Genomic DNA, 26,506 nt, shown 5'->3' on the forward strand with positions numbered 1-26,506 from the left:
TCGGTTCAGCCCGCCGCCGGGTCGGTGGTGGACTCCTTGCCCGTCTCGGCGTGACCGGCGAAGCGGCGCAGGAAGCCGTCGTCCGTGTCGGCGGTCGCGGTGAGGTCGTACCAGTGCGCGGAGCCGCTGATGTCGAAGGACTTCTCGGCGCTCTCCCCGGCGGCCAGGGTGACCTCCCAAGGCCCTTCGTCCAGGTACACGTTGGCCTTGACGGTGACCTTGCACTCCGCCGTGCCGGAGTTCTTCGCCGTCAGGGTGAGGGTGCCGTTCTCACCGTCGGCCACGGCGGTCACCTCGGGGTTCGCGTTCCCCTCCTTCGTCGCGGTGAGACGGTTGCCGCGGAATCGGCGGTGGTAGCCGTTGGGGCCGTACAGGGACAGGTCGTACGCACCCTCGGGGCTGCCCGCGATGAAGTAGTCGGTCAGCGACTTGCCGGCCTCGACGGTGTGCCGCCACGGGCCGTCACCGCGGAAGTCGTTGGCGTACAGGTACACGCACTGGCCCCGCGCCCCGCTGTTGGTCATGTCGATACGGAAGGCGTCGGCGGCGACGCGGCCCTTGGCCTCGAAGGCGTACGGGATCGGCCGCGCCTTGCGGGTTCCCTCCTCCTGTACGGGCATGGACTGGGCGCCCGGGACCTGGGGCGCGGGCAGTTCCTCGCACTGCTTCTCGGCGTCCTCGACGTAGTCGCTGGTGTCGGGCAGGTCCGGCCAGTCGGTGGCGGCGCCGGTGAAGTCGAAGGCGGAGAGCAGGTCGCCGGTGACGGCCTTGCGCCAGGGGCTGATGTTGGGTTCGGCGACGCCGAAGACCTGCTCGCACAGCCGCAGTACCGAGGTGTGGTCGAAGACCTCGGAACAGACGTAACCGCCGCGCGTCCAGGGCGAGATGACCAGCATCGGTACGCGGAAGCCGAGGCCGATCGGCTTGCCGTCGGAGATCTCCCCCTCGGTGCTCACCGTCGACAGGCCCTCCTTCTCGGAGGCCGGCGGCACGGGCGGCGGCATGTGGTCGAAGAAGCCGCCGTTCTCGTCGTAGTTGATCAGGAACACGGTCTTGGCCCAGACCTCGGGGTTCTCCGCGAGCTTGGTCAGCAGCCGCGCGCTGAGGTCGGCGCCGACCGCCGGGCGGTGGTTGGCGTGCTCGGACTCCGCGGTGGGCGCCACGATCCAACTGACCTTCGGCAGACGGCCGTTCGCCACGTCGTCGCCGAAGGCGGTCTCCAGGTCGTCCACCGTGGCCATGCCCCGGTCGTACAGCGCGTCGCCCGCCTCGGCCTTCTTGAAGTTCGCGAACCAGGCGAACGCGTTGTCGTCGAAGTTGTCGGACTCCTGGTAGACCTTCCAGGAGATCCCGGCCTCTTCCAGGCGCTCCGCGTAGGTGGTCCAGGTCCAGCCCTCGTCGGGGTAGTCGTTGTTCATCACCGAGTCCTGGCCGACCGCGGAACCGTTGCAGCCGGTGAACAGGTGCAGCCGGTTGGGGTTGGTCTGGGTGAACGTCGACTGGAAGTAGTGGTCGCAGATCGTGAACGCGTCGGCGAGCGCGTAGTAGAACTCCAGGTCCGGGCGCTCGAAGTGGGACATGCCCAGGCCCGCGTCGCGTGCGGTGTTCCAGGCGTCGTAGCGTCCGCCGTTGTAGATGCCGAGGTCGGTCGGCCAGTCCATCGCCGGGGCGTTGGCGCACGTCGCGCTCGTCTTGGTGGTGTCCATCCGGAACGGCAGGATGTGGCCGTCGGCGTGGTCGTCGTCCGGCTGCTGCCACACCGAATCGCCGCCGGGCAGCTTGACGGCGTTGCGGTCGCCGAAGCCGCGCACCCCCCGCAGGGAACCGAAGTAGTGGTCGAAGGCCCGGTTCTCCTGGGTGAAGATCACGATGTGCTCGATGTCCTCGACCGAGCCCCCGGCGGGAGTCGGCGAGGCCAGCGCCTCGCGGAGCGCCTGGGGGAGCACACCGGCGGCGGCAGCGACACCGGCGACACCGGCCGTGGCACCCAGAAAGGCCCTACGGCTGACGCGTGCTCTCGGTGAACGGGGCATGGGGGATCTCCTGGTTGTGTAGCTGGGCGGGGCGCACGGCGTGGGGGGTGCACACCGGGAGGAGTGGGCGGCGGGTATTGCCGACATCAGAGGCACTGGAGACACCAGCGGCATCAGGGGTACCGGGGGCATCACTGGCGTCAAGAGCATCAAAGGTGTCGGAAGAGTTAATGGAAAGCATTACTCCGGGAAACTTCAATAGGCCTGGTCCAGTTATCTGAACGTTACCTACCGCCTTGGGGGCGACTGAGTACCCCCCTCCGCGCGGATGAGTATCCGCACCCTGACCGCGCGGCTGCCCTCGGCGGTGAACTTGTCGCATGACCCACTCGCAGGCACCACACCCGGGGTACGCCCCTTCGCCGCAAGGCCAACACCCTTGGTTCGCCGGGCAGTTGGCCGGTCCCGTGCACCCCGGACGGACCCCGGGCCAGGCGGACCCCTCCGCTCCCGATTCCGGATGGTGGCTGGCCCCCGCCTTCTTCACTGCGCTGACACTCGTGGCCGGGTACCTGGGTTACCGGGCGATCCCGCTGCCGCTCGCGTTCAGCCTCGGCTATCTGCTGCCCCTCGGGCTGCTGGCGGCCAGTTGGCTGCGCCCCCGTACGCGGCGGGAGCGCGGAACGCGGGTCGCGCTCGGCATCGTGTCCTGCGTGGCCGCCTACCTGTACAGCCAGGTGGCGCTGTACGTGCTCTACACCGTCGCGATCCTGGTATGGCTCAACAGCCTTGACTGGGCGTGGCGTTGAGGAGGAGTGGGTGAGCGGGCGGACGGCAGCCGGCGTCAGGACGGGTGTCAGGGGCGGTGTCAGACCGGGCAACTACCGTCCGCGGTATCCGGTCGCCTGGCGCGGCCCGGCTCACCCTGCCGACCCGGCGCATCGCCGTGCCCCTCCAGAGGAACCCGATGAGTGACGACGACGCCCGCCCCTACTCCCCCGTCTCCGAGCTGAATCTGCTCAGGGACTTCGAGACGAGTCTGGAGGGCCAATTCTTCGCTCCGGGCTTCGAGTTGTTCGAGTTCGGCGACGACCTGGACTGGTTCTGCGGCGACCTTCCGGACGCCGCCCTCGACCGGCTGATCCCCTTCGCCTACGCCACTTCCTCCGGCTCGTACTACGCCCTGTGGCGCTGCGACGACCGCGCCGACCTCGCCACCCTTCCCGTGATCTTCTTCGGTGACGAGGGGGACCTGGCGCTCGAAGCCGACGGCCTGCGCGAACTCTTCCGGCTGCTCGCCGCCGAGCCGGAAGACCCCGAGGACCGTGCGGACCTCGCCCCCGCAGGCGAGAAGTACCGTGCGTGGCTGCGCGAGAACTTCGGACTCACGCCCCTCGACACCCACACCGGCACCGGCAGCGACAGCGACAGCGACAGCGACAGCGACGAAGCCTCGAATCGGGCCGAGCTGACGCGCCAATTCGCCTGCTGGATAGCGGAGTTCGCCTCCGAGGAGCTCCTCGATCAGGTGCTCGGCCTGCTCGACCTGGACCGGGAGGCGCTCGGGGAGGGCAGCGAGGGCCGAGGGCTCGGGGCCGCTTCGTAGGGAATCCGTTTGTCCGGCCTCCGGCCCCGCACTACCGTGCCGATGTGGATCTCTTCTCACGCTCCTGGACGGCATTGCTCGCGGCGGTCGCCGCACTCGACGACGAGGACTTCGCGCAGCCGTCCGGCTGCCGGGGCTGGCTGGTGCGGGACCTCGTGTGCCACCTGGTCATCGACGCGCAGGACGTACTGATCACGCTCGTCACCCCCGCCGAGGGCGAGCCGACCGTGGACGCGGCGACGTACTGGAAGACCAACGACGTCCCGCCGACCGGCGAGGACCCGCTCGACGCGCTGATCGTCCGGCTGGCCGCCGCGTACGAGGAACCGCACCTGCTCAAGTTCCACCTCGACGACGTGGGTTCGGCTGCGGGACGTGCGGCTGTGCTGGCCGACCCGGACGTACGGGTGGGCACGCAGGACGAGGTCCTCACGGCGGGCGACTACCTCACGGCGTACGTACTGGAGTGGACGCTGCACCACCTGGACCTGGGCGCACACCTCCCGGCCACGGCCACGACGGAACCTCCCGCGGAGGGGCTGGCCGCCGCCCGCGCGCTCCTGGAACGGGTGGCGGGGGCGGCCTTCCCGGCCTCGTTCAGCGACCGGGACGCGCTGCTGATCGGCACTGGGCGCCGGGCCGCCACGGAGGCGGAGGCGGGTGAACTCGGCGCACTGGCAGGGAAGTTGCCGCTCCACCTCGGCTGACCCGCCTGTCGCCAGTCGCTCGTCGCTTGTCGACCGGGGCGTTGCCGGGGCCTGTTCGCCGCTCGGCTCGCCCCGCTTAATGTCGTTGCCGGGTGCGGCGGCGGGTGACAGGCTCCCTGGCCATGCCCACTTTTTCCGCGCCGGACGGAACCCGGCTCGCCTACCGCGTCGTCAGCGGGGGCGGCAACGGTGACCCGGCCCTCGGCCGGGCCACGGACCCGGCCCACGATCCGACCCTGGATCCGGCCAGCGACCCTGCCCTGGATCCGGTCATCTGCCTCCCCGGCGGCCCCACCGACTCCGGCTATCTCGGCGACCTCGGCGGTCTGTCCGCGCACCGTCCGCTCGTCCTCCTCGACCTTCGCGGGACGGGCGGCTCCGCCGTGCCCGAGGACACGTCCTCGTACCGCTGCGACCGGCTCGTCGACGACGTGGAGGCGCTGCGTGCGCATCTCGGGCTCGCGCGTGCGGATCTGCTCGCGCACTGTGCGGGGGCGAACATCGTGGCGCAGTACGTGGCCCGATACCCGCACCACGTCGGCAAGTTGGCGCTGATCACCCCGAGCACGCGGGCCGTCGACATCCCCATCAGCGCCGAGACCCGGCGCGAGACCGCGCTGCTGCGCAAGGACGAGCCGTGGTTCCCGGCCGCGTTCGCCGCGCTGGAGTCGCTCGCCGCCGGCAAGCCCGCGGAGGGGGCGGCGGAGGCCATCGCGCCCTTCTTCTGCGGCCGTTGGGACGCGGCGGCCCAGGAACTGCACGCCTTGGGCGCACCGAGCAACCAGGAGGCCGTCGCCGCCTTCGGCTCGGAGGGCGCCTTCGACCCGGCGGCCACGCGTGCGGCGCTCGCCGCCCACACGGGTCAAGTCCTGCTGCTCGCCGGTGAGTTCGACCTGAACAGTCCGCCGCAGTCGACGGCCGCGTTCGCCGGGCTGTTCGCGGCGACGGCGGCTGAGTTCGTCGTACAGGCTGGGGCAGGGCACTATCCGTGGCTCGACGACGCCGAGGGGTTCGTGGAAGTCGTGGGCGGGTTCCTCGGGCGAGGGCGCGCGGAGAGCACGAACTAGCGCAGGGGTGGCGGGAGTTGTCGCCCTCGACACCTTCCGTACGAGCGGGCCGTTGAGGAGATCCATGACGGACGGATACGCCGTTTGCCATACCGGCAACAGCAGTTGCCGGTGCGGCCACGACGGCGGAGCCTGGTTCGTGTCGGGAACGCCGAACCCTCAGGAGGCTCTGCACGATGACTGCCAACCACGACACCGGGACCGCGCCCGAGGCCGACGGGACCGCGCCGCCGCCGAACAACCGTGTCCACCATGTCCGGTCCGACGAACTGGACGGCTTCGCCGCCATCAGCGGCGGCACGGTCGGATCGAAGAAGCTGTGGATGGGCATGGTGGAGAACCCACCGCTGAGCGCGACGGACAACCACCACCACGGTGACTCCGAGGCCGGGATCTACGTGGTCAGCGGTCACCCCGTGTTCGTCTACCACGACGGCACGAAGGAAGTCCGACTCCCCGCCGAGCCAGGTGACTTCTTCCTGGTTCCGCCGTTCGTCCCGCACCGCGAGGAGAACCCCGACCCGCACGAGCCCGCCGTCGTGGTGATCGCCCGGACCACACAGGAGCCGATCAAGGTATCCGTGCCCGAGCTGTACCGGCTCGGGGAGGGGAAGAGCGAGAGCCGCGCACCCGAGCAACGGGGGTAGACCGAGGGCTGGGCCCGCTCAGCGGTGCGCCGTCGCGGTCAGGCGTCGCAGTGCGGCCTGGGCGGGTGGGCCCCAGGTGGGCTTGCCGCCGGGGCGGCCGTGGACCCCGGCGTCCCCGATGAGGAGGTAGGCGAGGGCTTTCAGTACGGCCAGGCCCCGGGCACGGCGCAGGGTCGCCGCGTCCGGGGCCGGCTCGTATGCGGCGTGGAAGCGGTTGACGGCGCCGTCCGGCAGCAGCAGCCAGGCGGCAGCGAGGTCCCAGGCCGGATCGCCCGCGCAGAGGTCGCCGAAGTCGATCACGCCGCAGAGAGTGCCGTCGGCGGTGAGGACGTTGGCCGGATGCAGGTCGGCGTGGAGCCACAGCGGCGGGCCGGACCAGTCGGGCGCCGCGACGGCGTCCTCCCATACGGCGCGGACGGCGTCCGGGTCGGGAACCAGCCCCGCCGCGGTGACCGCGGCGAGTTGCCGGGCGAACCCCCCGGCGTACCGGGCCGGCGGCCCGCCGCGGTCGCGGCCGAACGGAGCCCCGTCGGGGGCGGGTTGGTGAAGTGCGGTGAGGAAGGCGGCCAAGGCGTCGGCCGACTCGGCGGCACGCATGGCGGGAGAACGGTCCGCGGGCTCCCCCGGTACCCAGGTGGTGACGATCCAGGGCCGGGGAAACCGTTCGGAGGGCTGGCCGAGGCGCTGCGGTACGGGGACCGGCAGCGGGAGGCGCGGGGCAAGCCCAGGCAGCCAGGCGTGCTCCTTGAGCAGCAACTCGTCGGCGGTTTGCGTGGCCCAGGGCAGCCGCACGGCGAGGTCGTCACCGAGCCGCCACAGCTGGTTGTCCCACCCGCGCGCGCCCAGGCTCAACGGACGTTCGGCCAGGTCGGGGTGCTGGTCACGCAGCAGATCCCGGATCAGCTCCGCGGTGACCTCGGTCTCGCTGTGCGTCTGCGTCTGCGTCTGCGTCATGCGGAGCCACGCTAGTCGCACGCGAGGTCCGCCTCACCCACCGGGATTACGCGCGATTACACGCGATTCCGAGCGAGTACGGGCAAGTGCGGGCGAGTACGAGCGATTGAGTGCGCTACTGGGCAATCCCGAGGACGTCATGGTCGTCAACGGAGAGCTGGTGGCATGCATGCCTGAACAGCTCCCGTCGCTCCCCCGAAATGTCCGACCCCTCTGCCACAATCGAACTCGTGACCGAAAACCGCGAGACCGGCGACGTCGGTGAGCCCGGTGAGCCCGCTGCCGCCGACGCCGAGCCCGGCCTCACCCGCTGGGCCCTCGCCCTCGTCGAGGGCGGCGGCGTCGAGCTCGCGCCGCTCGGGCGGGACGGGCTGCCCGCCGGGCCGGTGCGGACCGAGCCGGACCTGGTCGCGGCGGTGCGCACCCGGCCCGAAGTCGGGCGGTGGGTGTGGCGGTCGACGGCGGCGGTGTATCCGCGACTCCTCGAAGCGGGCGTACGGGTCGAGCGGTGTTACGACATCGAGGCCGCGGAGGGGCTGCTGCTCGGGCACGAGGGGCGGTTGGGCGAGCCGCGTTCGGCGGCGGCCGCCCGGGCGCGGCTGCACCGGCTGCCCGTACCGCCCGATCCGCCGCAGCGTGCCGCCGAACCCGGTTCGCAGTCGGCCCTGTTCGAGCCGGGGCCCGTGCACGTACCGCTGGCCGAACTCCTCGAGGTCTACGCCGAGCAGCAGCGAAGGCACGAGCGGGCGGAGCATCCCGGGCGGATGCGGCTGCTGACCGCGGCGGAGTCCGCGGGGATGCTGGTCGCCGCCGAGATGAACCGGGCCGGGCTGCCGTGGAGCGCCGAGGTGCACCGGTCGGTGCTGCACGAACTGCTCGGCGAGCGGTACGCGGGCTGGGGCGCGCGGGGCGGTTCCTCGGTGGAGCCGCGGCGGCTCGCCGAACTCGCCGAGGAGGTGTCCGCCGCCTTCGGCCGCCGGGTGCGTCCCGAACTGCCCGCGGACGTGGTGAAGGCCTTCGCGCAGGCCGGGATCAAGGTCACCTCGACGCGGCGCTGGGAGATCCAGGACATCGACCACCCCGCCGTGCCACCGCTCCTTGAGTACAAGCGGCTGTACCGGATCTGGGTCGCGCACGGCTGGTCCTGGCTCCAGGACTGGGTGCGCGAGGGGCGGTTCCGGCCGGAGTACGTGCCCGGCGGCACCGTCACCGGGCGCTGGGTCACCAACGGCGGCGGCGCGTTGCAGATCCCCAAGGTCATCCGGCGGGCGGTGGTCGCCGATCCGGGCTGGCGCCTCGTGGTGGCCGACGCCGACCAGATGGAGCCGCGGGTACTCGCCGCGATCTCCCGCGACCCCGGCCTCATGGAGGTCGCCGGGCGGCCGGAGGACCTCTACCAGTCGGTCTCCGACCGCGCCTTCTCCGGCGACCGCGAGCAGGCCAAACTCGCCGTCCTCGGCGCCGTGTACGGGCAGACCTCCGGCGACGGGCTGAAGAACCTCGCCGCCCTGCGCCGCCGTTACCCGCGTGCGGTCGCCTATGTCGACGAGGCGGCGAAGGCGGGCGCGGAGGGGCGTCTGGTGCGCACCTGGCTGGGCCGCACCTGCCCGCCCGCCGCCGGTGCGGGCGAGCAGGAAGAGGCGGGGATTCCGCAGGAGCCGGAGGCGGACCCCTCCGGCGGGGCGGGGTACGGGAGCGGGGACCGCGACGGCGAACTCCCGGACAGCGGCGGGCAGTTCGGGGACAGTGGCCAGGCCCAAGCGTTCACGCCCGGATACGCCTCCACCGACTCCCGCGCCCGGGGCCGCTTCGCGCGCAACTTCGTCGTCCAGGGCAGCGCCGCCGAATGGGCCCTGCTGCTGCTCGCCGCCCTGCGCCGCGCCTGCGCCCCGCTCCGGGCCGAACTGGTCTTCTTCCAGCACGACGAGGTGATCGTGCACTGCCCGGCCGAGGAGGCGGAGACGGTGTGCCGCGCCATCGCGGAGTCGGCCGACCTCGCCGCTCGACTCACCTTCGGCGAGACCCCTGTGCGGTTTCCGTTCACCACCGCGGTGGTCGAGTGCTACGCGGACGCCAAGTGACCCTGGAACGAGGAATCCGGGCCGAGGCAGGGCTCAACTGGCGGCGGAAAGCAGGGGGTTGACGCGCGTCGACCGTCCCGCCACTCTCAGCGGTGGCGCGTTCCGGCGGGGGTCCAGACGTCCCAGGGCGCCCACCGCCCAACGCCCACCGCGCACCACCCTCGCCTGTCGTTCTCTTCCGTACCGCCCCGTTCTCTCCCGTTCTCTACCGTTCTCTTCACCCGGAGGTTCGATGCTCCAGCGCATGATCCGTCCGCTCAGACTTCTGCTCAGTGTTGTCATGCTCGCGGCAGGTCTGACGGTGGGTGCCGTCGCCACGGCAGGCACCGCGCACGCCGACGAGTGCTACACCTGGAACCGCACGCTCAGCCAGGGCGCCTCCGGCGGCGACGTCACCCAACTCCAGATCCGCGTCGGCGGATACCCGGGCTACGGCGGCGTCCTCGCGGTCGACGGTCAGTACGGCCCGGCCACCACCGCCGCCGTCAAGCGCTTCCAGTCCGCCTACGGCCTGGCCGCCGACGGCGTCGCCGGTCCCGCCACCTTCAGCAAGCTGTACGCCCTCCAGGACGCCGACTGCACCCCGGTGCACTTCACCTACGCCGAGCTGAACCGCTGCAACGGCGACTGGTCCGGCGGCAACGTCAGCGCGTCCACCGCCAAGGCCAACGCCCTGCGCACCATGTGGAAGCTGGAGGCCCTGCGGCACGCGCTCGGCGACCAGCCGGTCACCGTCACCAGCGGCTTCCGCTCGCAGGCCTGCAACAACGCGGTCGGCGGCGCCTCCAACAGCCGCCATCTGTACGGGGACGCGGCCGACCTCGGCTCCGGCCCGCACTCGCTGTGCACCCTCGCCAAGCAGGCCCGCAACCACGGCTTCCCGGGCATCCTCGGCCCCGGCTACCCGGGCCACAGCGACCACACCCACGTCGACTTCCGCTCCGGCCGCTTCTGGTCGGCGTCCAGCTGCGGGGTCTCTTCCTGAGTTCAGGCCTCCGACCCGCACCACCGGCGCGTCGCCCCTTCGGGCGGCGCGCCTTCCGTATACCCGAGGATGTTCAACTGCCCGCGTATACAAGGGACTTGGGCTCGACACCGAGCCGCCGCCTACGCACACGCAGGCACGCTTCACCCGCACACCCACGGACCCGCGTACGAACCCGCGCGGGCGCACAAAGAATTGACGATCCTCAGCGGAATTTGTCTCTGCTCTGACATTCGACGGCGATTTCCACCCGGCCAACCAAGGCGAGACCAAGACGGCACCAAGAATGCGGAACGGTTCCCGGAAGCAACGGAACTCCCCCTCCACGTACCCGCGTTCACCACCCGGCATTCCGCTTCCCGTCCACCCCACGGGTAAGCGACCTACGGGCCGCCACATTCCGCTTCCACTTTCCGCACGGCCCCGGAAGGCCCATCAGCGGCGTGCCGGATGACAGCCGGAACCCCGCTCCCACCTCGTACAACCGCACGTAGCGAGGCACATACCCGCCGCCCACCACACCGTCCAACCGCGGAAACCGGACGGTTGTCCTTCCGCAGTCGCCGTGCCGACAATCCAGGCCCCCACTCCCCCAGAAGTAATGCCGCGCATTCCGCGAAAGGAATGCGTGTTACCTCTTTCGGCGGGTCCGCGGGGCGCGTCGACTTCTGCATGGAATGAGGCGTGCCACGCAATGTCGCACATACACCGCAGGTCCTTGCTCAAGCGCGGCGCCCTGGTAGCGGGCGGGGCTGTCGTCGGGGGCGGCGCCACAGCCGCGGGCCTCGGCCTGGACGAGGCCTCGGCCGGGACGACGCCGGAGGCGGCCGGGGTGGCCGCCGGGGCCGAGGGCGCCAAGGTGCTGCCCGCCGACCCGCGTTACCCGGCACTGACCACCGGCAACAACCAGCGCTACGTCGCCGCGCCCGAGTACGTGAAGATGATCAAGTCGACGGGCGACGCGGTGAGCGCGCTGGACGCGGCCGTGAAGGCGGGCAAGCGGGTGTCGGTGCGCAGCGGCGGGCACTGTTTCGCCGACTTCGTCTGCCACAAGGACACCCAGGTCATCCTCGACTTCTCCGAGATGACCGGCATCGGCTACGACTCCGCGATGCGGGCCTTCTACGTGGAGCCCGGGGCCCGGCTGCTGAACGTCTACGAGGCGCTGTACAAGGGCTGGGGCGTGACCGTTCCGGGCGGCATCTGCTACTCGGTGGGTATCGGCGGGCATGTGGCGGGCGGCGGATTCGGGGTCATGTCCCGACCGCACGGCCTGATCGTCGACCATCTGTACGCCGTCGAGGTCGTCCATGTGGACGCGGGCGGCACGGTACGCACCGTCCGCGCGACCCGTGAGGCGTCCGACCCCAACCGCGAACTGTGGTGGGCGCACACCGGTGGTGGTGGCGGCAACTTCGGGCTGGTGACGCGGTATTGGTTCCGTTCACCGGGGGCCAGCGGCACCGAGCCGGGCGGCCAGCTCATCAAGCCGCCGTCGAAGGTGCTGCTCAGCGCCAACGCGATCCCGTGGTCGGGGCTCGACCAGGCCTCGTTCGTACGGCTGATGAAGAACATCGGCGCCTGGCACGAGGCCAACAGCGCGCCCGACTCCAAGTACAACCAACTGGGCAGCATCATCAACGTGTCCGCCCAAGCGGGCGGCGCCATAGGCCTGTTCACGCAGATCGACTCGGCAGTGCCGGGCGCGAGCCAGCTGATGGACGACTACCACGCCGCCATCACCGCGGGCGTCGGCACCACCCTGAAGGCGCTGACCCAGCCCACCGGTGAACTCGCCGCGATGCCGCAGCTCAACGGGGGCCGCGAGCTGCCCTGGCTGCAGGCCGTGCGGCTGCTCGGCATCGGCAACACCACCCTCAACGACCCGACCATCCGCGGCGCCCACAAGTCGGCCTACCTCAGCCGGAACTTCAGCGACGACCAACTCGTGGCCCTGCACGCGGCGTTGACCGACGCCACGTACCGCAACCCGCGGGCGATGCTGATCCTCAACTCCTTCGGCGGCAAGGTCAACGCCGTCGCCCCGGATGCCACCGCCGTCGCGCAGCGCGGCTCGGTACTGAAGGCGCTCTTCCAGACCTTCTGGAACAGCCCCGCCGACGACGCCGTGCACACGGCCTGGCTGCGCGAGATGTACGCCAAGTTCTTCGCCGCGACCGGCGGGGTGCCCGGACTCGACGGCACGAGCGACGGCTGTTACATCAACTACGCGGACTCCGACATGGCCGACCCCGCGATCAACACCTCGGGCATCGCCTGGAGCAGCCTCTACTACAAGGGCAACTACGCCAGGCTCCAGCAGGCCAAGAAGAAGTACGACCCGAAGAACGTCTTCCGCCACTCGCTCTCGGTCGCCCTGCCGGGCCGCTGAGCCCCGTCCCCCGGTCCCGTCCGGTGCGGCGGACGGGACCGGGGGACGGCACTTGCCTACGAACTCTCGTACGTCAGGAACTCCCTTACGCACAGGGGGTGTTCGGGAAGCTCTACGCGAAGGGCACGTTCAGGCAGGCCAGTCGGGCGCCCGCGGTACCGGCGTGACCGTCGTGGGTGGCGGTCGCCATCTCGTGGATCACCACCGCGCGGGCGCCGCCGTCGCGGAAGTGCCAGTTGTTCTTGGCCATGGTGTACGCGGCGCCGCGGCGGTCGGTCTTCAGGTCGAGCCACACCTCGTTGTGCGGGTTGGCGTAGCGCGAGTCGACCGAGGGCGTGACCGGGTCGACCTTGTCCTGGTAGTGCGGGCCCGCGTCGGCGGGGAGCTTGCCGCAGGGCTTGGTGTGCGCATGGGCGCCGTACGTACGGTTCGCCACCAGCCCCTTCACGAACAGGTGGATCCGGGTGGCACCGTCCGCACCGGCCCACTCCACGACCCCGGCCTGGGCGCCCTCGGGCGCCAGCTTGGTGTCGTAGGTGACCGCGGCGGCCTTGCCCGCCTCGCTCGCGGGCGCGAACTTCCCGTGGGCCAGGGCGAGTCGGGGCAGCTCCGGCTCGGTGGCACCGGCGGCGGTGGCCGCGCCGAGCACGGTGGCGAGTGCGGTGGCAGCGGCGGCGAACAGGGCTGTGCGCGGAACTCGACGCATGGAGCTCTCCAGTTCGAAAACGCGGGCGCGCGGCGCCCGCGGGTCACAGGGCGGTGGCAGCGAGGACCGCAGTCCGCTCCGGCCCGGTCCCCCCGGTGCTCCCGACTCGGCACGTCCCCGCCGAGCCGACCCTACCGAGGCGCACGTGACCACCGGACGAAATGCGCCGACGGATCTTGGGGAGAGTTGAGGGTCGCCAACTACCCAATAAAAGCGGGGAGTTGAGCGGAGTTGCGGATCGGAAGGCAACGGCGAGGCCATTGTGTCCGGGTCCGCTAGGGATTCGTCCACGCCTCGGGGTCGGTGGTCAGGCCGAGGACCTCGGCGGGCAGTTCGGCCGCGGCCACATCGGCGAGCGTCACCTCGCCGAGGATCTTGCGGACATTGGCGCGTACCGCGATCCACAGCGGCAGCAGCGACTCGGCCGGTCCGCTGTAGGAGAGCTCGGGCGGACGTACGCCGCGTACCGACACCAGCGGGCCGTCCGCGATCCGGATGACGTCGGCGATGGCGATCGAGTCCGCAGGGCGGGCGAGCCGGTAGCCGCCCTTGCCGCCGCGCTGGCTGACCACGAGCCCACCGCGCCGAAGATCGCCGAGGATGCCTTCGAGAAACTTGTGCGGAATGCCCTGCGCGGCCGCGATCGCTTCCGCCTTCAGCGAGACGTCCTCGCCCGCCGCGGCCAGCTCCAGGGCGGCCCGCACCGCATAGTCCGCCTTCGCCGAGATCCGCATACCGCGATTATCCGCCACCCTCGCGCCGCGTCAGGCGGGCAGGGCGAAAGCGGGGTGCGCCCCGTTGAGGAAGTAGTCCCCGACCTCCCGCAGCCGGTGGGCGACCGGTTCGCGCAGGGTGTGCGCACGGGCGTTGCGCCAGAAGCGGTCGAAGCCGTGCCGCAGCGGCGCCGCGCGCGGGCCGACGACCTCCAGGGCGCGGCTGGTGATCTCCTCCGCGGCCCGGGCGGCGGCGGCCTCGGCGACGCTGGCGAGCACGGCGATCTCGGCGCACTCGTCGTCGTCGAGGTCCTCGCCGCGGGCCAGGCCCCGGGTGAGCGCCCGCACCGCCTGGTCGGCCAGCGCGGAGGCGGAGCGGGCGGTGACGGTGAGCTCGCCGTACGCGCTCACCACGTACGGGTCCTGCGCGCGCCCGCCCGGCCAGGGCTGTGCGGCGGGCGGCGGCCAGGCGGAGCCCGCCGCCCTGCTGAACTCGCGGACCTCGGCGAGCAGACCTTCGGCGAGGCCGAGGCAGAGCTGGACGGAGACCAGCCGGGCGGCCGGTGCGGCGAGCCCGGCGAACGGGGACAGGACCCCCTCGTCCGCGGAGAGCGAGCCGAAGACGGCGTCGGCGGCGACCGGTACGGCGTCGAACTCCGCGCTGCCGCCGCCCGCCAGCCGCTGGCCGAAACCGCCGCCCTCGCCGTCGCCGTAGACGACCCCGGCCTGCGCCGGGTCGACGAGGACGGCCAGTGGCTCGCCGCCGCCGGAGCGTGCGGCCCGTACGACCAGCCGGTCCGCGACGAACGCGCCGGTCACCGAGGACTGGCGGCCGGTGAGCAGATGGCCCGCGGACGACGCGCCGCCGGTGGTGAGGGTCGGCGGGGTGTCGTCGGAGGCGATGCCGCCGCCGAAGAACCAGCGCCCGGCGACCGCCTCACGCTCGACGCGGGCGGCGAGTGCGGGCGTGGCGAAGAAGCGGGCGGTGAAGGACAGGAAGTAGTGACAGCCGAGGAGTTGGCCGATGGCGGCGTCGGCCGCGGCGATCGTGCGCACCACGGCGTAGGCGGTGCGCCAGCCCGCGCCCCGGCCGCCGTGTTCGGTCTTGGCCAGGAGCGTGAGCAGACCGGACTCGCGGAGCCTGGCGACCTCGTCGAGCGGCGGCCTTCCGGCCTGCTCGCGGTCGACCGCGTCGATGGCCAGGTCGTCCGCCACCTCACGGGCGATGTGCAGCCAGTGCGCGTGCCGGGCCTGCTCGGAACGTTTCGCCTCGTCCCGCGCTTCCCGTTCGTCGAGTTCGTCCCGTGGATCCCGCGCGCTTCCCGCCCCGGCCACCTCGGGCCGAAGGGCCTCCACCCGGAACTCCGGGTCCGGTGCCCCGGTCTCCCGTACGCCTGCCACGCGGGCTCCCTGCTGCGTCGCCCAGTCCACCACCGTCACGTCCGCTCCCCGCCTCATCGGCCTTCGATCGGCCCAGCATATCCCTAGTAAATCGATAGGAAAACTAGGGAAGTGGCCAAGGGGGCGCCGTGACCCGGCCGCGACGGCCCGGTATTCCGGGTCCGCGGCCGGGCGCACGAACGCCCGCGCCCGCTCACCGACGCCGCCACTCCTCCGCGAGCAGTGCGTACGAGCGGACCCGGTCGGCGTGGTCGTGGGTGATCGTGGTGATCAGCAACTCATCGGCGCCAGTGGCCTGTTGGAGCTGTTCCAGCCCGTCGGCGACCCGCTCGGGCGAGCCCACGAACTGGGTGCTGACGCGGTCCTCGACCAGCGCCCGGTCCTCGTCCGTCCAGTCCCGCACCAAGGCGCGCGCCTCGTCGGGCGTCGGGAACTCGATGGCGCCCTCGGCGGTACGGATGCTGCGCACCCAGGGGCCGTAGCCGGTGGCCAGCTCCCGCGCCGTGGCGTCGTCCTCGGCGACGACGACATCCGCGGAGACGGTCACATAGGGCTTGTCGAGGACCTCGGACGGCTCGAACGCCGCCCGGTACGCCTCGGCCGCCTCCAGTACGGAACCCGGGCTGACGTGGTAGTTCGCCGCGAACCGCAGCCCGTTGCGCGCCGCGACCTCGGCGCTCTGCCCACCGCTGCTGCCGAGGATCCACACCTGCACGTCCGCGCCCTCACCGGGGACGATGTGCGCCTCGATGCCGTCCGCCGTCCGGTACGTGCCGCGCAGCAGCGCCAGGATGTCGTCGATCTGCTCGCCGTAGTCCTGCGATTCGGCTCCGGGCAGCTGGAGGAGCCGGCGGTGGAGCGCGAACCGGGGCGAGCCGAGCAGGTGCTCGAAGGAGAACTTGGGCGGGATGAGGAGCCCGTTGGGGGCGCGGCCGTCGACGACAGGGGTGGCGGACGGCGCGGGCGGACGGCCCGGGGCGGTGGGGCGGCCGCCCGAGCGGCCGAGGCCGAGGTCCAGGCGGCCCGGGTGCAGGGCGTCGATGAGGCCGAATTCCTCGACGGTGGACAGGGCGGTGCGGTGGCCGAGTTGTACCGCGCCGGAGCCGATCCGGATCGTGGAGGTGGCCGAGGCGGTCAGCGCGAGCACGACGGCGGGCGAGGTCCCGGCGACGCCGGGGTTGAGGTGGTGCTCGGCGACCCAGTACCGCGTGTAGCCCAACTCCTCGGTCCTGCGGACCAGTTCGATGGTGTTGTGCAGGGCCTGGCTCGCCGTGGATCCGGACGACACCGGGACGAGGTCGAGGACGCCGAGAGGGATCTGGGACATCGTGGGGTTCTCCTCTGTGAGGGATGTGCCGGGGTTCCCGTCAGCGGTGGGCGTACGGGACGGCGGGCTCGGCCACGGCGGGGTGTGCCAGGCCGAGGTGGTCGCGCAGGGTGGTGCCCTCGTACTCGGTGCGGAAGACACCGCGTTCCTGGAGCAGCGGGACGACCTTGTCCGCGAAGACGTCCAGGCCGCCCGGTGTGACGTGCGGGACGAGGATGAACCCGTCCGAGGCGTCCGCCTGCACCAGCTCGTCGATGGCCTGCGCGACGGTGGCCGGAGCGCCGACGAAGGACTGGCGGTTGCCGGTGTTGATGACCAGGTCGCGGATGGACCAGTTGTTGGCCGCGGCCAGTTCACGCCACTCCCGGGCGGTGGCCAACGGGTCGCGGTAGCTGCGCACTTGGGCCCGCCCCTGCGCGACGGTGTGCTCCCCCGGGTCCGGGTCGATGTCGGGCAGCGGCCCCTCCGGGTCGTAGCCGGACAGGTCGCGGTTCCAGACGAACTCCAGGTGCCGCAGCGCGGTGGCGCCGCTGACCTGGCTGCGCCGCACCTCCCGCGCCAGCTCGTGTGCCTCCTCGTCGGTGTCGCCGAGCACGAAGGTCGCGGCGGGCAGGATCAGCAACTGGTCGGGGGTACGGCCGTACTTGGCGAGGCGGCCCTTGACGTCCGCGTAGAAGGCACGGCCCTCCTCCAGCGTGGCGTACCGGCTGAAGATCGCGTCGGCTCCCGAGGCGGCGAACTCGCGGCCCTCCTCGGAGTCCCCGGCCTGGAAGATCACCGGGCGGCCCTGCGGGGAGCGGGGCACGTTGAACTGCCCTTCGATGTCGAAGTGTTGGCCCCGGTGCGCGAAGGCACCGGCACGCGCGTCACGCAAGAAGGTGCCGCTCTCCGGATCGGCCGCGATCTCGTCGCCGTGCCAGGAGTCGAAGAGTTCGTGCGCGGTGGCGAGGAACTCCTTGGCCCTGGAGTACCGCTCCTCCTGCGGCAGAAAACCGCCGCGACGGAAGTTCTCGCCGGTGAACGCGTCCCAGGAGGTGACCACGTTCCAGGCGGCCCGCCCGCCGGAGAGGTGATCGAGACTGGCGAACTGGCGGGCCACCTCGTAGGGCTCGTTGAAGGTGGAGTTGATGGTGCCGGTCAGGCCCAGGCGGTCGGTGACGGCGGCGAGCGCGCTGAGCACGGTGAAGGTGTCCGGGCGCCCGACCACGTCCAAGTCGTAGATTTTCCCGCCGTGTTCGCGCAGCCGCAGCCCCTCGGCGAGGAACAGGAAGTCGAACTTGGCGCGTTCGGCGGTGCGCGCGAAGTGCGCGAACGACGAGAACTCGATGTGGCTGCCGGCCTCGGGATCGCTCCACACCGTCGTGTTGTTCACGCCCGGGAAGTGGGCGGCCAGATGGATCTGCTTCTGCGGCTTGCTCATGTCGTACGGTCCCTTCGGCTCATGTCCGATGCGCCTTTCGGCTCATGTGGTGCGGTCCCTTCGGCTCGTGGCGCGTGCTGCCTTCGGCGCGTGGCGTGTGCTGCCTTCGGCTCGCGCCGTGCGATGCCTTCGGCGCGTGGCCGAGGGGACCTTTGGATCAGGCGGTGGCGGAGGCGGGAGTGGGAGTGCCGGGCTCGGGGGCGGCCGCGCGGGGGCGGGCGGCGGCGTAGCGGCTGGCGGGGCGGGGCAGGCCGAGGAGTCCGCGCAGGGTGTCCGCCTGGTATCCGCGGCGGAAGGCGCCCCGGCGCTGGAGTTCGGGGACCAGGCCGCGGGTGATCGCGGGCAGGTCGTGGCCCAGTACGGCCGGACGCAGCCGGAACCCGGTCAGCCCGGCCGCATGCAACTCCTGGAGCAGATCGGCAAGTTGGGCGGGCGTCCCGGCGAAGATCCGCGCGTCGCTGGTGTACGGCTGCCCGGCGAGGGCGTCCAGCCGCTCCCTGCGCTCCCGCGCGGCGGACGGCACCTCGTCCAGGAACACCACCAAATCGCCGAAGACATGGACGAGTTCACCCTCCCGCCCGGCCGACGCCTGCTCGGCACGGATCTCCGCGACCACCTCGCGCGCCTGGTCCGCGTCGTGCGGGGTGACGTATCCGACGTCGGCCGCGCGCGCCACCAGCCGGTACGGGACCGTCTCATGGCCGAGCGCGCTGACCAGGGGCTGTCCCTGCGGCGGACGCGGAGTGATCGAGGGGCCCTTGACGCTGAAGTGCTCGCCCTCGAAGTCGATGTAGTGCAGCTTGTCCCGGTCGACGAACCGGCCGGTGGCGACCTCGCGGATCTCGGCGTCGTCCTCCCAGCTGTCCCACAGCCGCCGCACCACCTCGACGTAGTCGGCCGCCTCGTCGAAGAGCGGCGCCGCCGCCTTCCACGCGTCCGGCCCGGATGTCGGGTCGATACGGGGCACCTCGCGGCGGCCGAAGTGCGCGGCCTCGTTCGGACGCGCCGAGATCTGGACGCGCAGCCCGGCCCGGCCGCCGCTCACATAGTCGAGGGTGGCGATCGCCTTGGACAGGTGGAACGGCTCGGTGTGCGTGGCGATCACGGTCGGCACCAGACCGATGTGCCGGGTCAGCGGGGCGATACGCGCGGCCACGAGCACGGCGTCAAGTCGCCCCCGTACCTGGTCCGTTCGCCCGTCCGAGCCCTGAAAGTCCGTGGACTGGAGGCCGAGTCCGTCCTCGAAGGTGACGAAGTCGAGCAGCCCGCGCTCGGCCTCGGCGACCAGGTCGGCCCAGTAGCCGGCGGTGAACAACTCCCCTGGCCGGGCCACCGGTTCACGCCAGGCGGCGGGATGCCAGCCCGCGCCGTCGAGGGCTACGGCGAGGTGGAGGTGCGAGGACGGGGACGGGGACGGGGACGGGGATGGGGAGGGGGCCGGGGAGGAGGACGCGAGGGAAGGGGTGGACGCGGGAGAGGAGGGAGGTGTGGGAGAAGGGGAGGACATGGAAGGGGCCTTCCTGGTCGTCGCGGACGTCGCTTTCGTCGCTGGCGTCGCTACTTGGTCGCCGGCGTCGCTACTTGGCGGTCTTCGGGAGGCCGGGCGGGTTGATCTTCGACTCCGGTACGGCCTCGCCGGACAGGCCCCAGCGCTTGAGAACCTCTGCGTACGTCCCGTTGTCGATGATCTCGTTCACCGCGTCGGCGAGCGGCTCGACCAGGCCGTTGTTCTTCCTGGTGGTGGCCGCGATGAGGCCCTGGAGGGTGTCGCCCGCGCCGGACAGGGTGCCGACGATCTCGGTCTTTCCGGCGGAGGCGACGCGGTACGCGGCCGTCGGGTTCGGGCCCAGGAAGAGCTCGATCCGGCCCGAGCGCAGGGCGAGTTGGGTGTCCGTGGACGCCTTGTAGTACTTGATGTCCACCGGTTCGAGGCCCGCGCGCTCGGCCTGGTCGCTCCAGGCCAGCAGGACCTTCTCCTGGTTGGTCCCGCTGTCCACGGCGACCGTCCGGCCCGCCACGTCCCGGTAGTCCCGGACCTTCAGGCCGCTGCCCTTCCTCGCCTCGAAGGCCAGGTCGTCCTTGCGGTAGCTGGCGAAGTCGTACTTCTCCTTGCGTTCCTCGGTGTCGGTGATGTTGCTGAAGCCGACGTCGTACTTGCCGCTGTCCAGCCCGACGAAGATGTTCTCCCACGCCACCTGGGTGAACTCCGGCTTCAGACCGAGGACATTGGCCACCAGGTACGCGAGGTCGACCTCGGCGCCGATCCGCGTCTTGTCGTCGGTCGCGTAGAAGCCGAGCGGCGGCGAACTGTCGGCCGAGGCGACGATCCGCAGCCTGCCCGACTCCCGGATTCTCGCGGGCACCTCGGCGGCTATCGAGTCGACCTTCTTCGTGGTGACGCGGTTCTGGTCCGGACTGTTGTTGATCCGGATCGTGGACTTGCCCGAACTCCCCTTGTCCCCCGTGCCGTTGGCATCCGGCACCTCGGTCGTGGCACCGTCGTCCGGATTGGCGCAGGCGGCCAGGATGAGCACGGCGGCGGTGCCGCAGGCGATCGCGCCGGTGCGGCGGGAGGTCGTGGGGCGCAGGGGGCGCTCGGTGCGAGGCCGGCGGCGTATCCGGGAAAGGACGGTCACGGTCGTTCTCCTTGCGTGGGACGGGGCGGGATCCCAAGTGGCGAGGGATCAGGGGAAGTTGGCGGGAGGGCAGTGCTGGGGGCGGTTCTGGGGGCGGTGCCGCTCAGAGGACTTTGGAGAGGAAGGCGCGGGTGCGTTCGTGCCGCGGGTTGTCGAGTACCGCCGTGGGCGGGCCCTGCTCCACGACGACGCCGTCGTCCATGAACAGCACCGTGTCGGCCACCTCGCGCGCGAAGCCGATTTCGTGCGTGACGACGATCATGGTGGTGCCGCTGCGCGCCAAGTCCTTGATGACATCGAGGACTTCGCCGACCAGCTCCGGGTCGAGCGCGGAGGTGGGCTCGTCGAAGAGCAGCACCTTGGGCGCGAGGGCGAGCGCACGGGCGATGGCCACCCGCTGCTGCTGCCCACCGGACAACTGCCGTGGATAGGCGGCCGACTTGTCGGCCAGACCCACCCGCGCGAGCAGCCGCTCCGCCGTGGCGACGGCCTCGGCTCGTGGCCGCCGCAGCGCGGAGACCGGCGCCTCGACGAGATTCTCCAGGACCGTGAGGTGCGGGAAGAGGTGGAAGTTCTGGAAGACGAACCCGATGTGGGTGCGCTGCTTCAGCACCTCCTTCTCCTTGAGCTCGTACAGCTTTCGGCCCGAGCGGCGGTACCCGATCAGCTCGCCGTCGATGCCGATCCAGCCTCGGTCGACCTTCTCCAGGTGGTTGATCGTGCGCAGCAACGTCGACTTGCCCGACCCGGAAGGGCCCAGGATCACCGCCACCTCACCGGCCCGGACCTCCAGGTCCACGCCGCGCAGCACCTCCAGCGCGCCGAAGCTCTTGTGCACACCGCGGACGTCGACCATGACGGGGCGGGGGCCACCAGTTGTCGGCTCGGCCGCCGCGTCGGCCTTCTCGCCATCGGCTTTCTCGCCATCGGCCCTCTCGCTCACGGTGGGGCTCACGACCTCGCTCATGAAATCTCCCTGGCAGTACGGGACTTGGGGCTGGGCGGGTGCGGGGCGGCTGCGGTGGCGGTGACGGTGGCGGTGGCGGTGGGGGCCGTTGCCGAGGTCCGCAGGTTCCGTACGAGTCGCCGGGCGCGCTGAAGCGGCGTGGGCGGCGGCGTCCGGTCGGTGCCGCGCGCGTAACGGCGTTCCACGTAGTACTGGGCGAGGGAGAGCACCGAGGTCAGGAACACGTACCAGGCGGTGGCGACCATCAGCAGCGGGATCACCCGGCCGTTGCGGCCGTAGACGACCTGCACCTGGTAGAACAGCTCGCCGATCGCCATCACGTACACCACCGAGGTGCCCTTGAGCAGGCCGATGATCTCGTTGCCCGCGGTGGGCAGGATGGCGCGCATGGCCTGCGGCAGCACGATCCGCCGGATCTGCCGCAGCCGCGGGATACCCAGCGCGGCCGCGGCCTCCAACTGCCCGCCGTCCACGGCGAGTACACCGCCGCGCACGATCTCGGCGGCGTAGGCCGCCTGGTGCAGCGAGAGCCCGATCAGCGCCGCGCCGATGGTGCCGATCAGCGCGTTGCTGTCCACGGACCAGAGCACCGGCCCGAAGGGGATGCCCACGCCGAGTTCCTCGTACAGGGCGCCCAGATTGAACCAGAACACCAGCTGCACGATCATCGGAATGGACCGGAAGATCCATACGTACGTCCAGGCCACGGTCTTCAGGACCGGGCTGCGCGACAGCCGCATGAACGCCAGCACCGTACCGAGCAGAAACCCCAACACCGTCGCGTACGCGGTGAGTTGAAGGGTCACCCCGACCGCTTCGACGATCGTCTCGGACAGCACATAGGCCCGGAAGACGTCCCACTCCCACACCGGGTTGGTGGCAAGACCGTGCAGGAACTGGACGGCCAGGACCAGCACGGCGACGGCGGCGGCCCAGCGGAGATAGTGACGGGCGGGGACGACCTTGAGGGTGGAGAGGTCCTCGCGAGTGGAGACGTCTTCGCGCGTGGTGAGGTCTTCGGTAGCTGTTTCGGCGTGGGCATCGGCGGAAGGGCCCGGAAGGTGCTTCTCGAACGGCAGCGGGCCGATGGTTTCCGGGTCGGCGGCGGTGTCGAACAGCGGCGTGTAGTCGCTGGTGAGATACAGCCCGCGGGCCTCCGGCTGGCGCGGGCCCGTGGTGAGGTAGACACGCCGGTAGCCACGGGCGGCCGCCTCCCGCTCCAGTTCCGCGACGACCCGGCGGGCAAGGCCGCGCCGACGGTGACCCGAGTGCGTCCAGATCCTCTTCAACTCGGCCGTGTTCGCGTCGAATTGGCGGAACGCGCCGCCCGCCACGGCCCGGCCGTCCTCAAGCAGCAGGAGCAGTACGCCGCCGTGTGCCGCGGTGAACTCCTCGTCGGGATAGCGGGCGAGTTCGGCATGGGCGTCCTTGCCGTACCGGGCGGAGTACTCATCGCCGAGCTCGCGCAGGAGCGGTTCGACACGGGGGTCGGAGACGGGGACGTGGACCACCGTCAGGTCGCCTTGGGACGGGCGCGGGTCCGGGGACGCGTGAGCGCTGGTGGGCGCGTCCGGAGAGGTCGGGCGGGTGAGGTACGTCATGGGCGCACCGCCGGGGTGCCCGGGGCAGACGCGGAACCGTTGCCGGGTGCGGCGATGCCGCGGAGTTCCACGGGCATGGGGATCGGCCTCTCTTCAGGTCTTCGGGCTCAAGTGCCCCTGTACGACGCGGACTTGAGGCGTCGGACGAGGCATCGAGAACCGGCTCGAAGCGAGTCGGCCGGGCCGGGAGTGGGCCCGGCCCGAGGGTGGGTACGCGTGGCGTGGATGTCTGCGCGCGGGGGTGCCTGCGCGCGTGCGGCGCCCTGTGCGGTGCGGGTCGGTGCCCGCCCGCGTCAGGGACGCGACGACCGGGGAAGCGGCGACCGGGGAAACGACGGCTGATCAGGACCGCGAAAGGGTCACCGAGGCGCCGGGGAGAAGAGGGAGAGGGCCGGTCGGACGGCCCGCTGCCGAGTCAGTGGCAACACGCGGCGGACCACACTCGACCGAAGTCGATGTGGTCGCGCGAGACCAAACGCTGCTGGGCAGTCATGGGACCAATTGAGCAGTACATCGAGCGTGGCGTCAACCAGTGCTCGTATGACGGACCGTGTGCACGACCCGTACGGCGAGCCCCGCCGCACCTGCCCGTTCGCGCCTGTGCGACCGCAACTTCCGTGCCGTAGGACCGTGTCGGGGGCCGGGGGCGTCGACGCCGGGACCTGGCTCAAACATCGATCACACGCATGGGTGACTGTGCTCGGGCGGGCACCGGGCCAAGATCACAGTCATGAAAGCTTCCCTGATCCGCCGCGCCTGTGCCGCGGCTCTGGTCCTGGCGACGACGATGGCCCCCGCGGTCGCGGCCGAACCGGACGACACCGCCGAGCGGCCCGACCTCGGCGCCCAGGCACGGTTGCTCGGCGAGAAGATCGTTCCGCACAAACTCCCCTTCCGGGACACGACGGTTGGCGGCCTGTCCGGCATCGACCGCGACCCCTGCACGGGCGAGTACGTACTCATCAGCGACGACCGTTCGTACCTCCAGCCCGCCCGCTTCTACACCGCCCGGATCTCCGTGGACAACGCCGGAGTTCATGCCGTCGACTTCACCGGTACGCACCCGTTCCTGCAGCCGGACGGCTCGGTCTACCCGGGCGCGAGCGCGGGCGACGGCAAGGCGGTCGACCCGGAGGAACTGCGGGTCGACCCGCGCAGTTGCCGCTACTGGTGGGCGCAGGAGGGCGACCGGCCGAAGTCGGCGGACGCACCGGTGATCCAGCCGTCCATCCAGTTCGCGACCCGCACCGGCGCACACCGCGGCCAACTGCCGCTGCCCCCCAACTACGAGATCACCCTGGGCGACCGCGGTCTGCGGCGGAACAAGGCCGTGGAGGCGATCACCTTCGACGCCCGCGGCTCCGTGCTCACCAGCGCCGTCGAGGGCCCGCTGCTCCAGGACGGCCCGGAGCCCGACCTGGAACGCGGCGCCCTGGTCCGCGTCACCCAGCAGAACCGCAGGGGCGACGTGCTCGGGCAGTTCGCGTACCCCCTGGAGAAGATCTTCACCAAGCCGGACCCGACCAGCCCCTGGCCCCCGGACACCGGCGTCCCCGCGATCCTCGCCTTCCCCGACGACCCCGACCGCTACCTCGTCCTGGAGCGCACCTGGGTCGCGGGCGCCGGTTTCAAGATCCGGATCTACGACACCACCACGCGCGGCGCCACCGAGATCCGGCACCTGGACTCCCTCGCCGGACAGAACGTGACCCCGATGCGTAAGCAACTCGTCGCGGACTTCCACGACTTGGGCCTGTCCACGGTCGACAACACCGAGGGCATGACCTGGGGCCCGACCCTGCCGAACGGCGAACGCACCCTGCTGCTGGTCAGTGACGACAACTTCGCGGAGGACGAGGTGACGCAGATCGTGGCGTTGGGCGTGCGGTGAGTGGCTGAGTCCCGCCCCGTCTCGCCTCGCGTTGCGCGTTGCGCGTTGCGGGGCGGGGCTCAGTTCGGTCCGGACCGGTCCGGACCGGGCTCAGGCTGTCGCCGGTTCCCGTTTCCGCCCCGGGAAGGCGTGCCCGCGAGCCGCGAGGACGACGGCCAGCGTCGGCACCATCAGTACGAGGACGGCCCAGGGGAAGGACCGTGCGCCGAGGCTGTCGAGGAGGACGCCGCCGATGACGCCTCCGGCGGCCATGGCGGCGTTCCACAAGGTGACCAGCGCGGCCTGCGCGGCATCCGCCGATTCCCCTCCCGCCTGGGCAACCGCCGTCTGCAACAGGGTCGGTACGCCTCCCCAGCCGAGGCCCCACAGGAGTACGGCGACGTAGACCAGGGCGTGGTTGTCGGCCGGTATCGCGAGTGCTGCGGCGCCCGTACCGACCAGCAAGGTGCTGCCGACGGTGAGGACCCGCAGCCGCCGGTCGATGTGCGCTCCGACGCACCAGATGCCCAAGAGGGAAGCGCCGCCGAAGTCAAGGAGTACGAGGTCGGTCGACCCGCTCATCCCGACTCGGTCGAGGAAGGCCGCGACATAGGCGTACAGGATGGTGTGGGCGAGGACGAAGACGAGGGTGACGAACAGGACGGGGCGGATGCCTGGGGTGGTCAGCGCCCGGAACATCGAGGGCGAGGGTGCGGGCGGAGATTCGGGCGAGGGTGCGGGGGTGGGCGTGGGCGGATTGGCCGGGGGCCGGTCGTCCTGTGGCCGCCGCCCCGGGTAGTCGGGGAGTACGGCGGTGATCCAGGCGAGCAGTATCAGGGTGAGCCCGGTCATGAGCATGAACGCCGTACGCCAGCCAACTGCCTTGCCCACAAAGGTCCCTACGGGCACGCCCAACGACAACGCGACCGGTATCCCCGCCATGGCCACGGCAACCGCCTTGCCCTGCAAGTGAACCGGCACCATACGGCGGGCGTATCCGGCCAGCAGAGCCCAGGCCAGCCCCGCGGCCACACCGGCGACGAAGCGCGCCACCAGCGTGAGCGGATAGTTCGACGACAGCGCGGTCACCGTATTGGCGACACCGAACGCCCCCATGGCCACCAGAAGCAGCCGCTTGCGCCGCCACCCCGCCGTGGCCGCGGTGAGCGGAATCGCGGTGAGCGCGGTCCCCACCGCATAGATCGTCACGGTCTGCCCCGTCGCCGACTCCGTGACACCGAGCCCCTCGCTCATCTCGGGCAGCAGGCCCGCGGGCAGGGTCTCGGTCAGGCTGGTGAGGAAGACGGCGGTGGCCAGGGCCAGGAGTGCCGGGAGGGGAGGGTGCCGGCCGCTGTGGTCCTCGCCGCGGGGTCAACTTCCGTATCCGTACTGTGGGTTGTCATGCGCGTATGCTCAAACCCTCACATCGGTGTGAGGGTCAACTCCGGGTTGG

At 71.3% G+C, this 26,506-nt stretch carries 20 protein-coding genes and 2 pseudogenes; 9 read left to right on the forward strand and 13 right to left on the reverse strand.

All coding sequences use genetic code 11. The features are described 5' to 3' along the window. Positions 1-5: 5 nt before the first annotated feature. Positions 6-2,033 (reverse strand): phosphocholine-specific phospholipase C, encoded by a 2,028-nt coding sequence (locus tag HUT18_RS13845; protein WP_176100911.1) that lies wholly within the window; start codon positions 2,031-2,033, stop codon positions 6-8. A gap of 500 nt (positions 2,034-2,533) precedes the next feature. On the opposite strand from HUT18_RS13845, the gene HUT18_RS13850 reads away from it, so the two are divergent. From HUT18_RS13850 to HUT18_RS13870, 5 genes are all read left to right on the forward strand, one after another. Next, entirely contained in the window at positions 2,534-2,782 is a 249-nt protein-coding gene (locus HUT18_RS13850) for a hypothetical protein (protein ID WP_176100913.1), read from the forward strand. Between the two features lie 158 nt (positions 2,783-2,940). Then, the gene (locus HUT18_RS13855) at positions 2,941-3,579 is read left to right on the forward strand and encodes a hypothetical protein (protein ID WP_176100915.1); all 639 of its coding nucleotides are present in this window, start codon (positions 2,941-2,943) and stop codon (positions 3,577-3,579) included. Between the two features lie 44 nt (positions 3,580-3,623). Continuing rightward, on the forward strand, positions 3,624-4,286 hold the full coding sequence (locus tag HUT18_RS13860) for a maleylpyruvate isomerase N-terminal domain-containing protein (protein WP_176100916.1): 663 nt from the start codon (positions 3,624-3,626) through the stop codon (positions 4,284-4,286). Positions 4,287-4,408: 122 nt separating this feature from the next. Continuing rightward, positions 4,409-5,353 (forward strand): alpha/beta fold hydrolase, encoded by a 945-nt coding sequence (locus HUT18_RS13865; protein ID WP_176100918.1) that lies wholly within the window; start codon positions 4,409-4,411, stop codon positions 5,351-5,353. A gap of 176 nt (positions 5,354-5,529) precedes the next feature. Further along, the gene (locus HUT18_RS13870) at positions 5,530-6,000 is read left to right on the forward strand and encodes a cupin domain-containing protein (protein WP_176100920.1); all 471 of its coding nucleotides are present in this window, start codon (positions 5,530-5,532) and stop codon (positions 5,998-6,000) included. Positions 6,001-6,018: 18 nt separating this feature from the next. On the opposite strand, the gene HUT18_RS13875 is transcribed toward HUT18_RS13870, so the two are convergent. Then, a complete protein-coding gene (locus tag HUT18_RS13875) occupies positions 6,019-6,954 on the reverse strand; it encodes an aminoglycoside phosphotransferase family protein (protein WP_176100921.1) in 936 nt (311 codons plus the stop codon). A 230-nt stretch (positions 6,955-7,184) separates the two neighbouring features. Between HUT18_RS13875 and HUT18_RS13880 the strand changes: the two genes are divergently transcribed. The 3 genes from HUT18_RS13880 to HUT18_RS13890 all read left to right on the forward strand — a co-directional run bounded on the left by HUT18_RS13880 (position 7,185) and on the right by HUT18_RS13890 (position 12,412). After that, a complete protein-coding gene (locus HUT18_RS13880; protein ID WP_254878587.1) occupies positions 7,185-9,035 on the forward strand; it encodes a bifunctional 3'-5' exonuclease/DNA polymerase in 1,851 nt (616 codons plus the stop codon). Positions 9,036-9,267: 232 nt separating this feature from the next. Further along, on the forward strand, positions 9,268-10,020 hold the full coding sequence (locus tag HUT18_RS13885) for a D-Ala-D-Ala carboxypeptidase family metallohydrolase (RefSeq protein ID WP_254878588.1): 753 nt from the start codon (positions 9,268-9,270) through the stop codon (positions 10,018-10,020). A 694-nt stretch (positions 10,021-10,714) separates the two neighbouring features. After that, on the forward strand, positions 10,715-12,412 hold the full coding sequence (locus tag HUT18_RS13890) for an FAD-dependent oxidoreductase (RefSeq protein ID WP_176100925.1): 1,698 nt from the start codon (positions 10,715-10,717) through the stop codon (positions 12,410-12,412). Between the two features lie 112 nt (positions 12,413-12,524). Here the strand turns inward: HUT18_RS13890 and HUT18_RS13895 are convergent, their stop codons facing one another. From HUT18_RS13895 to HUT18_RS33750, 10 genes and pseudogenes are all read right to left on the reverse strand, one after another. Then, positions 12,525-13,118, reverse strand: a complete 594-nt coding sequence (locus HUT18_RS13895) for a superoxide dismutase family protein (protein ID WP_176100926.1) — start codon at positions 13,116-13,118, stop codon at positions 12,525-12,527. 275 nt (positions 13,119-13,393) lie between these two features. After that, positions 13,394-13,852: an Rrf2 family transcriptional regulator gene (locus HUT18_RS13900; protein WP_176100928.1), complete on the reverse strand. Its 459-nt coding sequence runs from the start codon at positions 13,850-13,852 to the stop codon at positions 13,394-13,396. Positions 13,853-13,882: 30 nt separating this feature from the next. Then, on the reverse strand, positions 13,883-15,064 hold the full coding sequence (locus tag HUT18_RS13905) for an acyl-CoA dehydrogenase family protein (RefSeq protein ID WP_254879006.1): 1,182 nt from the start codon (positions 15,062-15,064) through the stop codon (positions 13,883-13,885). Positions 15,065-15,425: 361 nt separating this feature from the next. Next, positions 15,426-16,559 (reverse strand): LLM class flavin-dependent oxidoreductase, encoded by a 1,134-nt coding sequence (locus HUT18_RS13910; protein ID WP_176100932.1) that lies wholly within the window; start codon positions 16,557-16,559, stop codon positions 15,426-15,428. A 40-nt stretch (positions 16,560-16,599) separates the two neighbouring features. Next, entirely contained in the window at positions 16,600-17,979 is a 1,380-nt protein-coding gene (locus tag HUT18_RS13915) for an NtaA/DmoA family FMN-dependent monooxygenase (RefSeq protein WP_176100940.1), read from the reverse strand. Between the two features lie 157 nt (positions 17,980-18,136). Beyond that, the gene (locus HUT18_RS13920; RefSeq protein WP_176100942.1) at positions 18,137-19,486 is read right to left on the reverse strand and encodes an LLM class flavin-dependent oxidoreductase; all 1,350 of its coding nucleotides are present in this window, start codon (positions 19,484-19,486) and stop codon (positions 18,137-18,139) included. 70 nt (positions 19,487-19,556) lie between these two features. Continuing rightward, complete coding sequence (locus HUT18_RS13925) at positions 19,557-20,567, reverse strand: ABC transporter substrate-binding protein (protein WP_176104510.1); 1,011 nt, start codon at positions 20,565-20,567, stop codon at positions 19,557-19,559. A gap of 151 nt (positions 20,568-20,718) precedes the next feature. Then, the gene (locus HUT18_RS13930) at positions 20,719-21,471 is read right to left on the reverse strand and encodes an amino acid ABC transporter ATP-binding protein (RefSeq protein ID WP_176104512.1); all 753 of its coding nucleotides are present in this window, start codon (positions 21,469-21,471) and stop codon (positions 20,719-20,721) included. Positions 21,472-21,578: 107 nt separating this feature from the next. After that, positions 21,579-22,562 (reverse strand): annotated as a pseudogene (locus HUT18_RS33745) (amino acid ABC transporter permease); the annotation flags it as partial. A 165-nt stretch (positions 22,563-22,727) separates the two neighbouring features. Beyond that, positions 22,728-23,183, reverse strand: a pseudogene (locus HUT18_RS33750) (GNAT family N-acetyltransferase); the annotation flags it as partial. 730 nt (positions 23,184-23,913) lie between these two features. Here HUT18_RS33750 and HUT18_RS13945 point away from each other — a divergent pair. Next, positions 23,914-25,074 (forward strand): esterase-like activity of phytase family protein, encoded by a 1,161-nt coding sequence (locus HUT18_RS13945; protein ID WP_176100944.1) that lies wholly within the window; start codon positions 23,914-23,916, stop codon positions 25,072-25,074. Between the two features lie 90 nt (positions 25,075-25,164). On the opposite strand, the gene HUT18_RS13950 is transcribed toward HUT18_RS13945, so the two are convergent. Then, a complete protein-coding gene (locus HUT18_RS13950; protein WP_176104513.1) occupies positions 25,165-26,376 on the reverse strand; it encodes an MFS transporter in 1,212 nt (403 codons plus the stop codon). Positions 26,377-26,506: the final 130 nt, after the last annotated feature.

Source organism: Streptomyces sp. NA04227, from assembly GCF_013364195.1.
Lineage (GTDB): Bacteria > Actinomycetota > Actinomycetes > Streptomycetales > Streptomycetaceae > Streptomyces.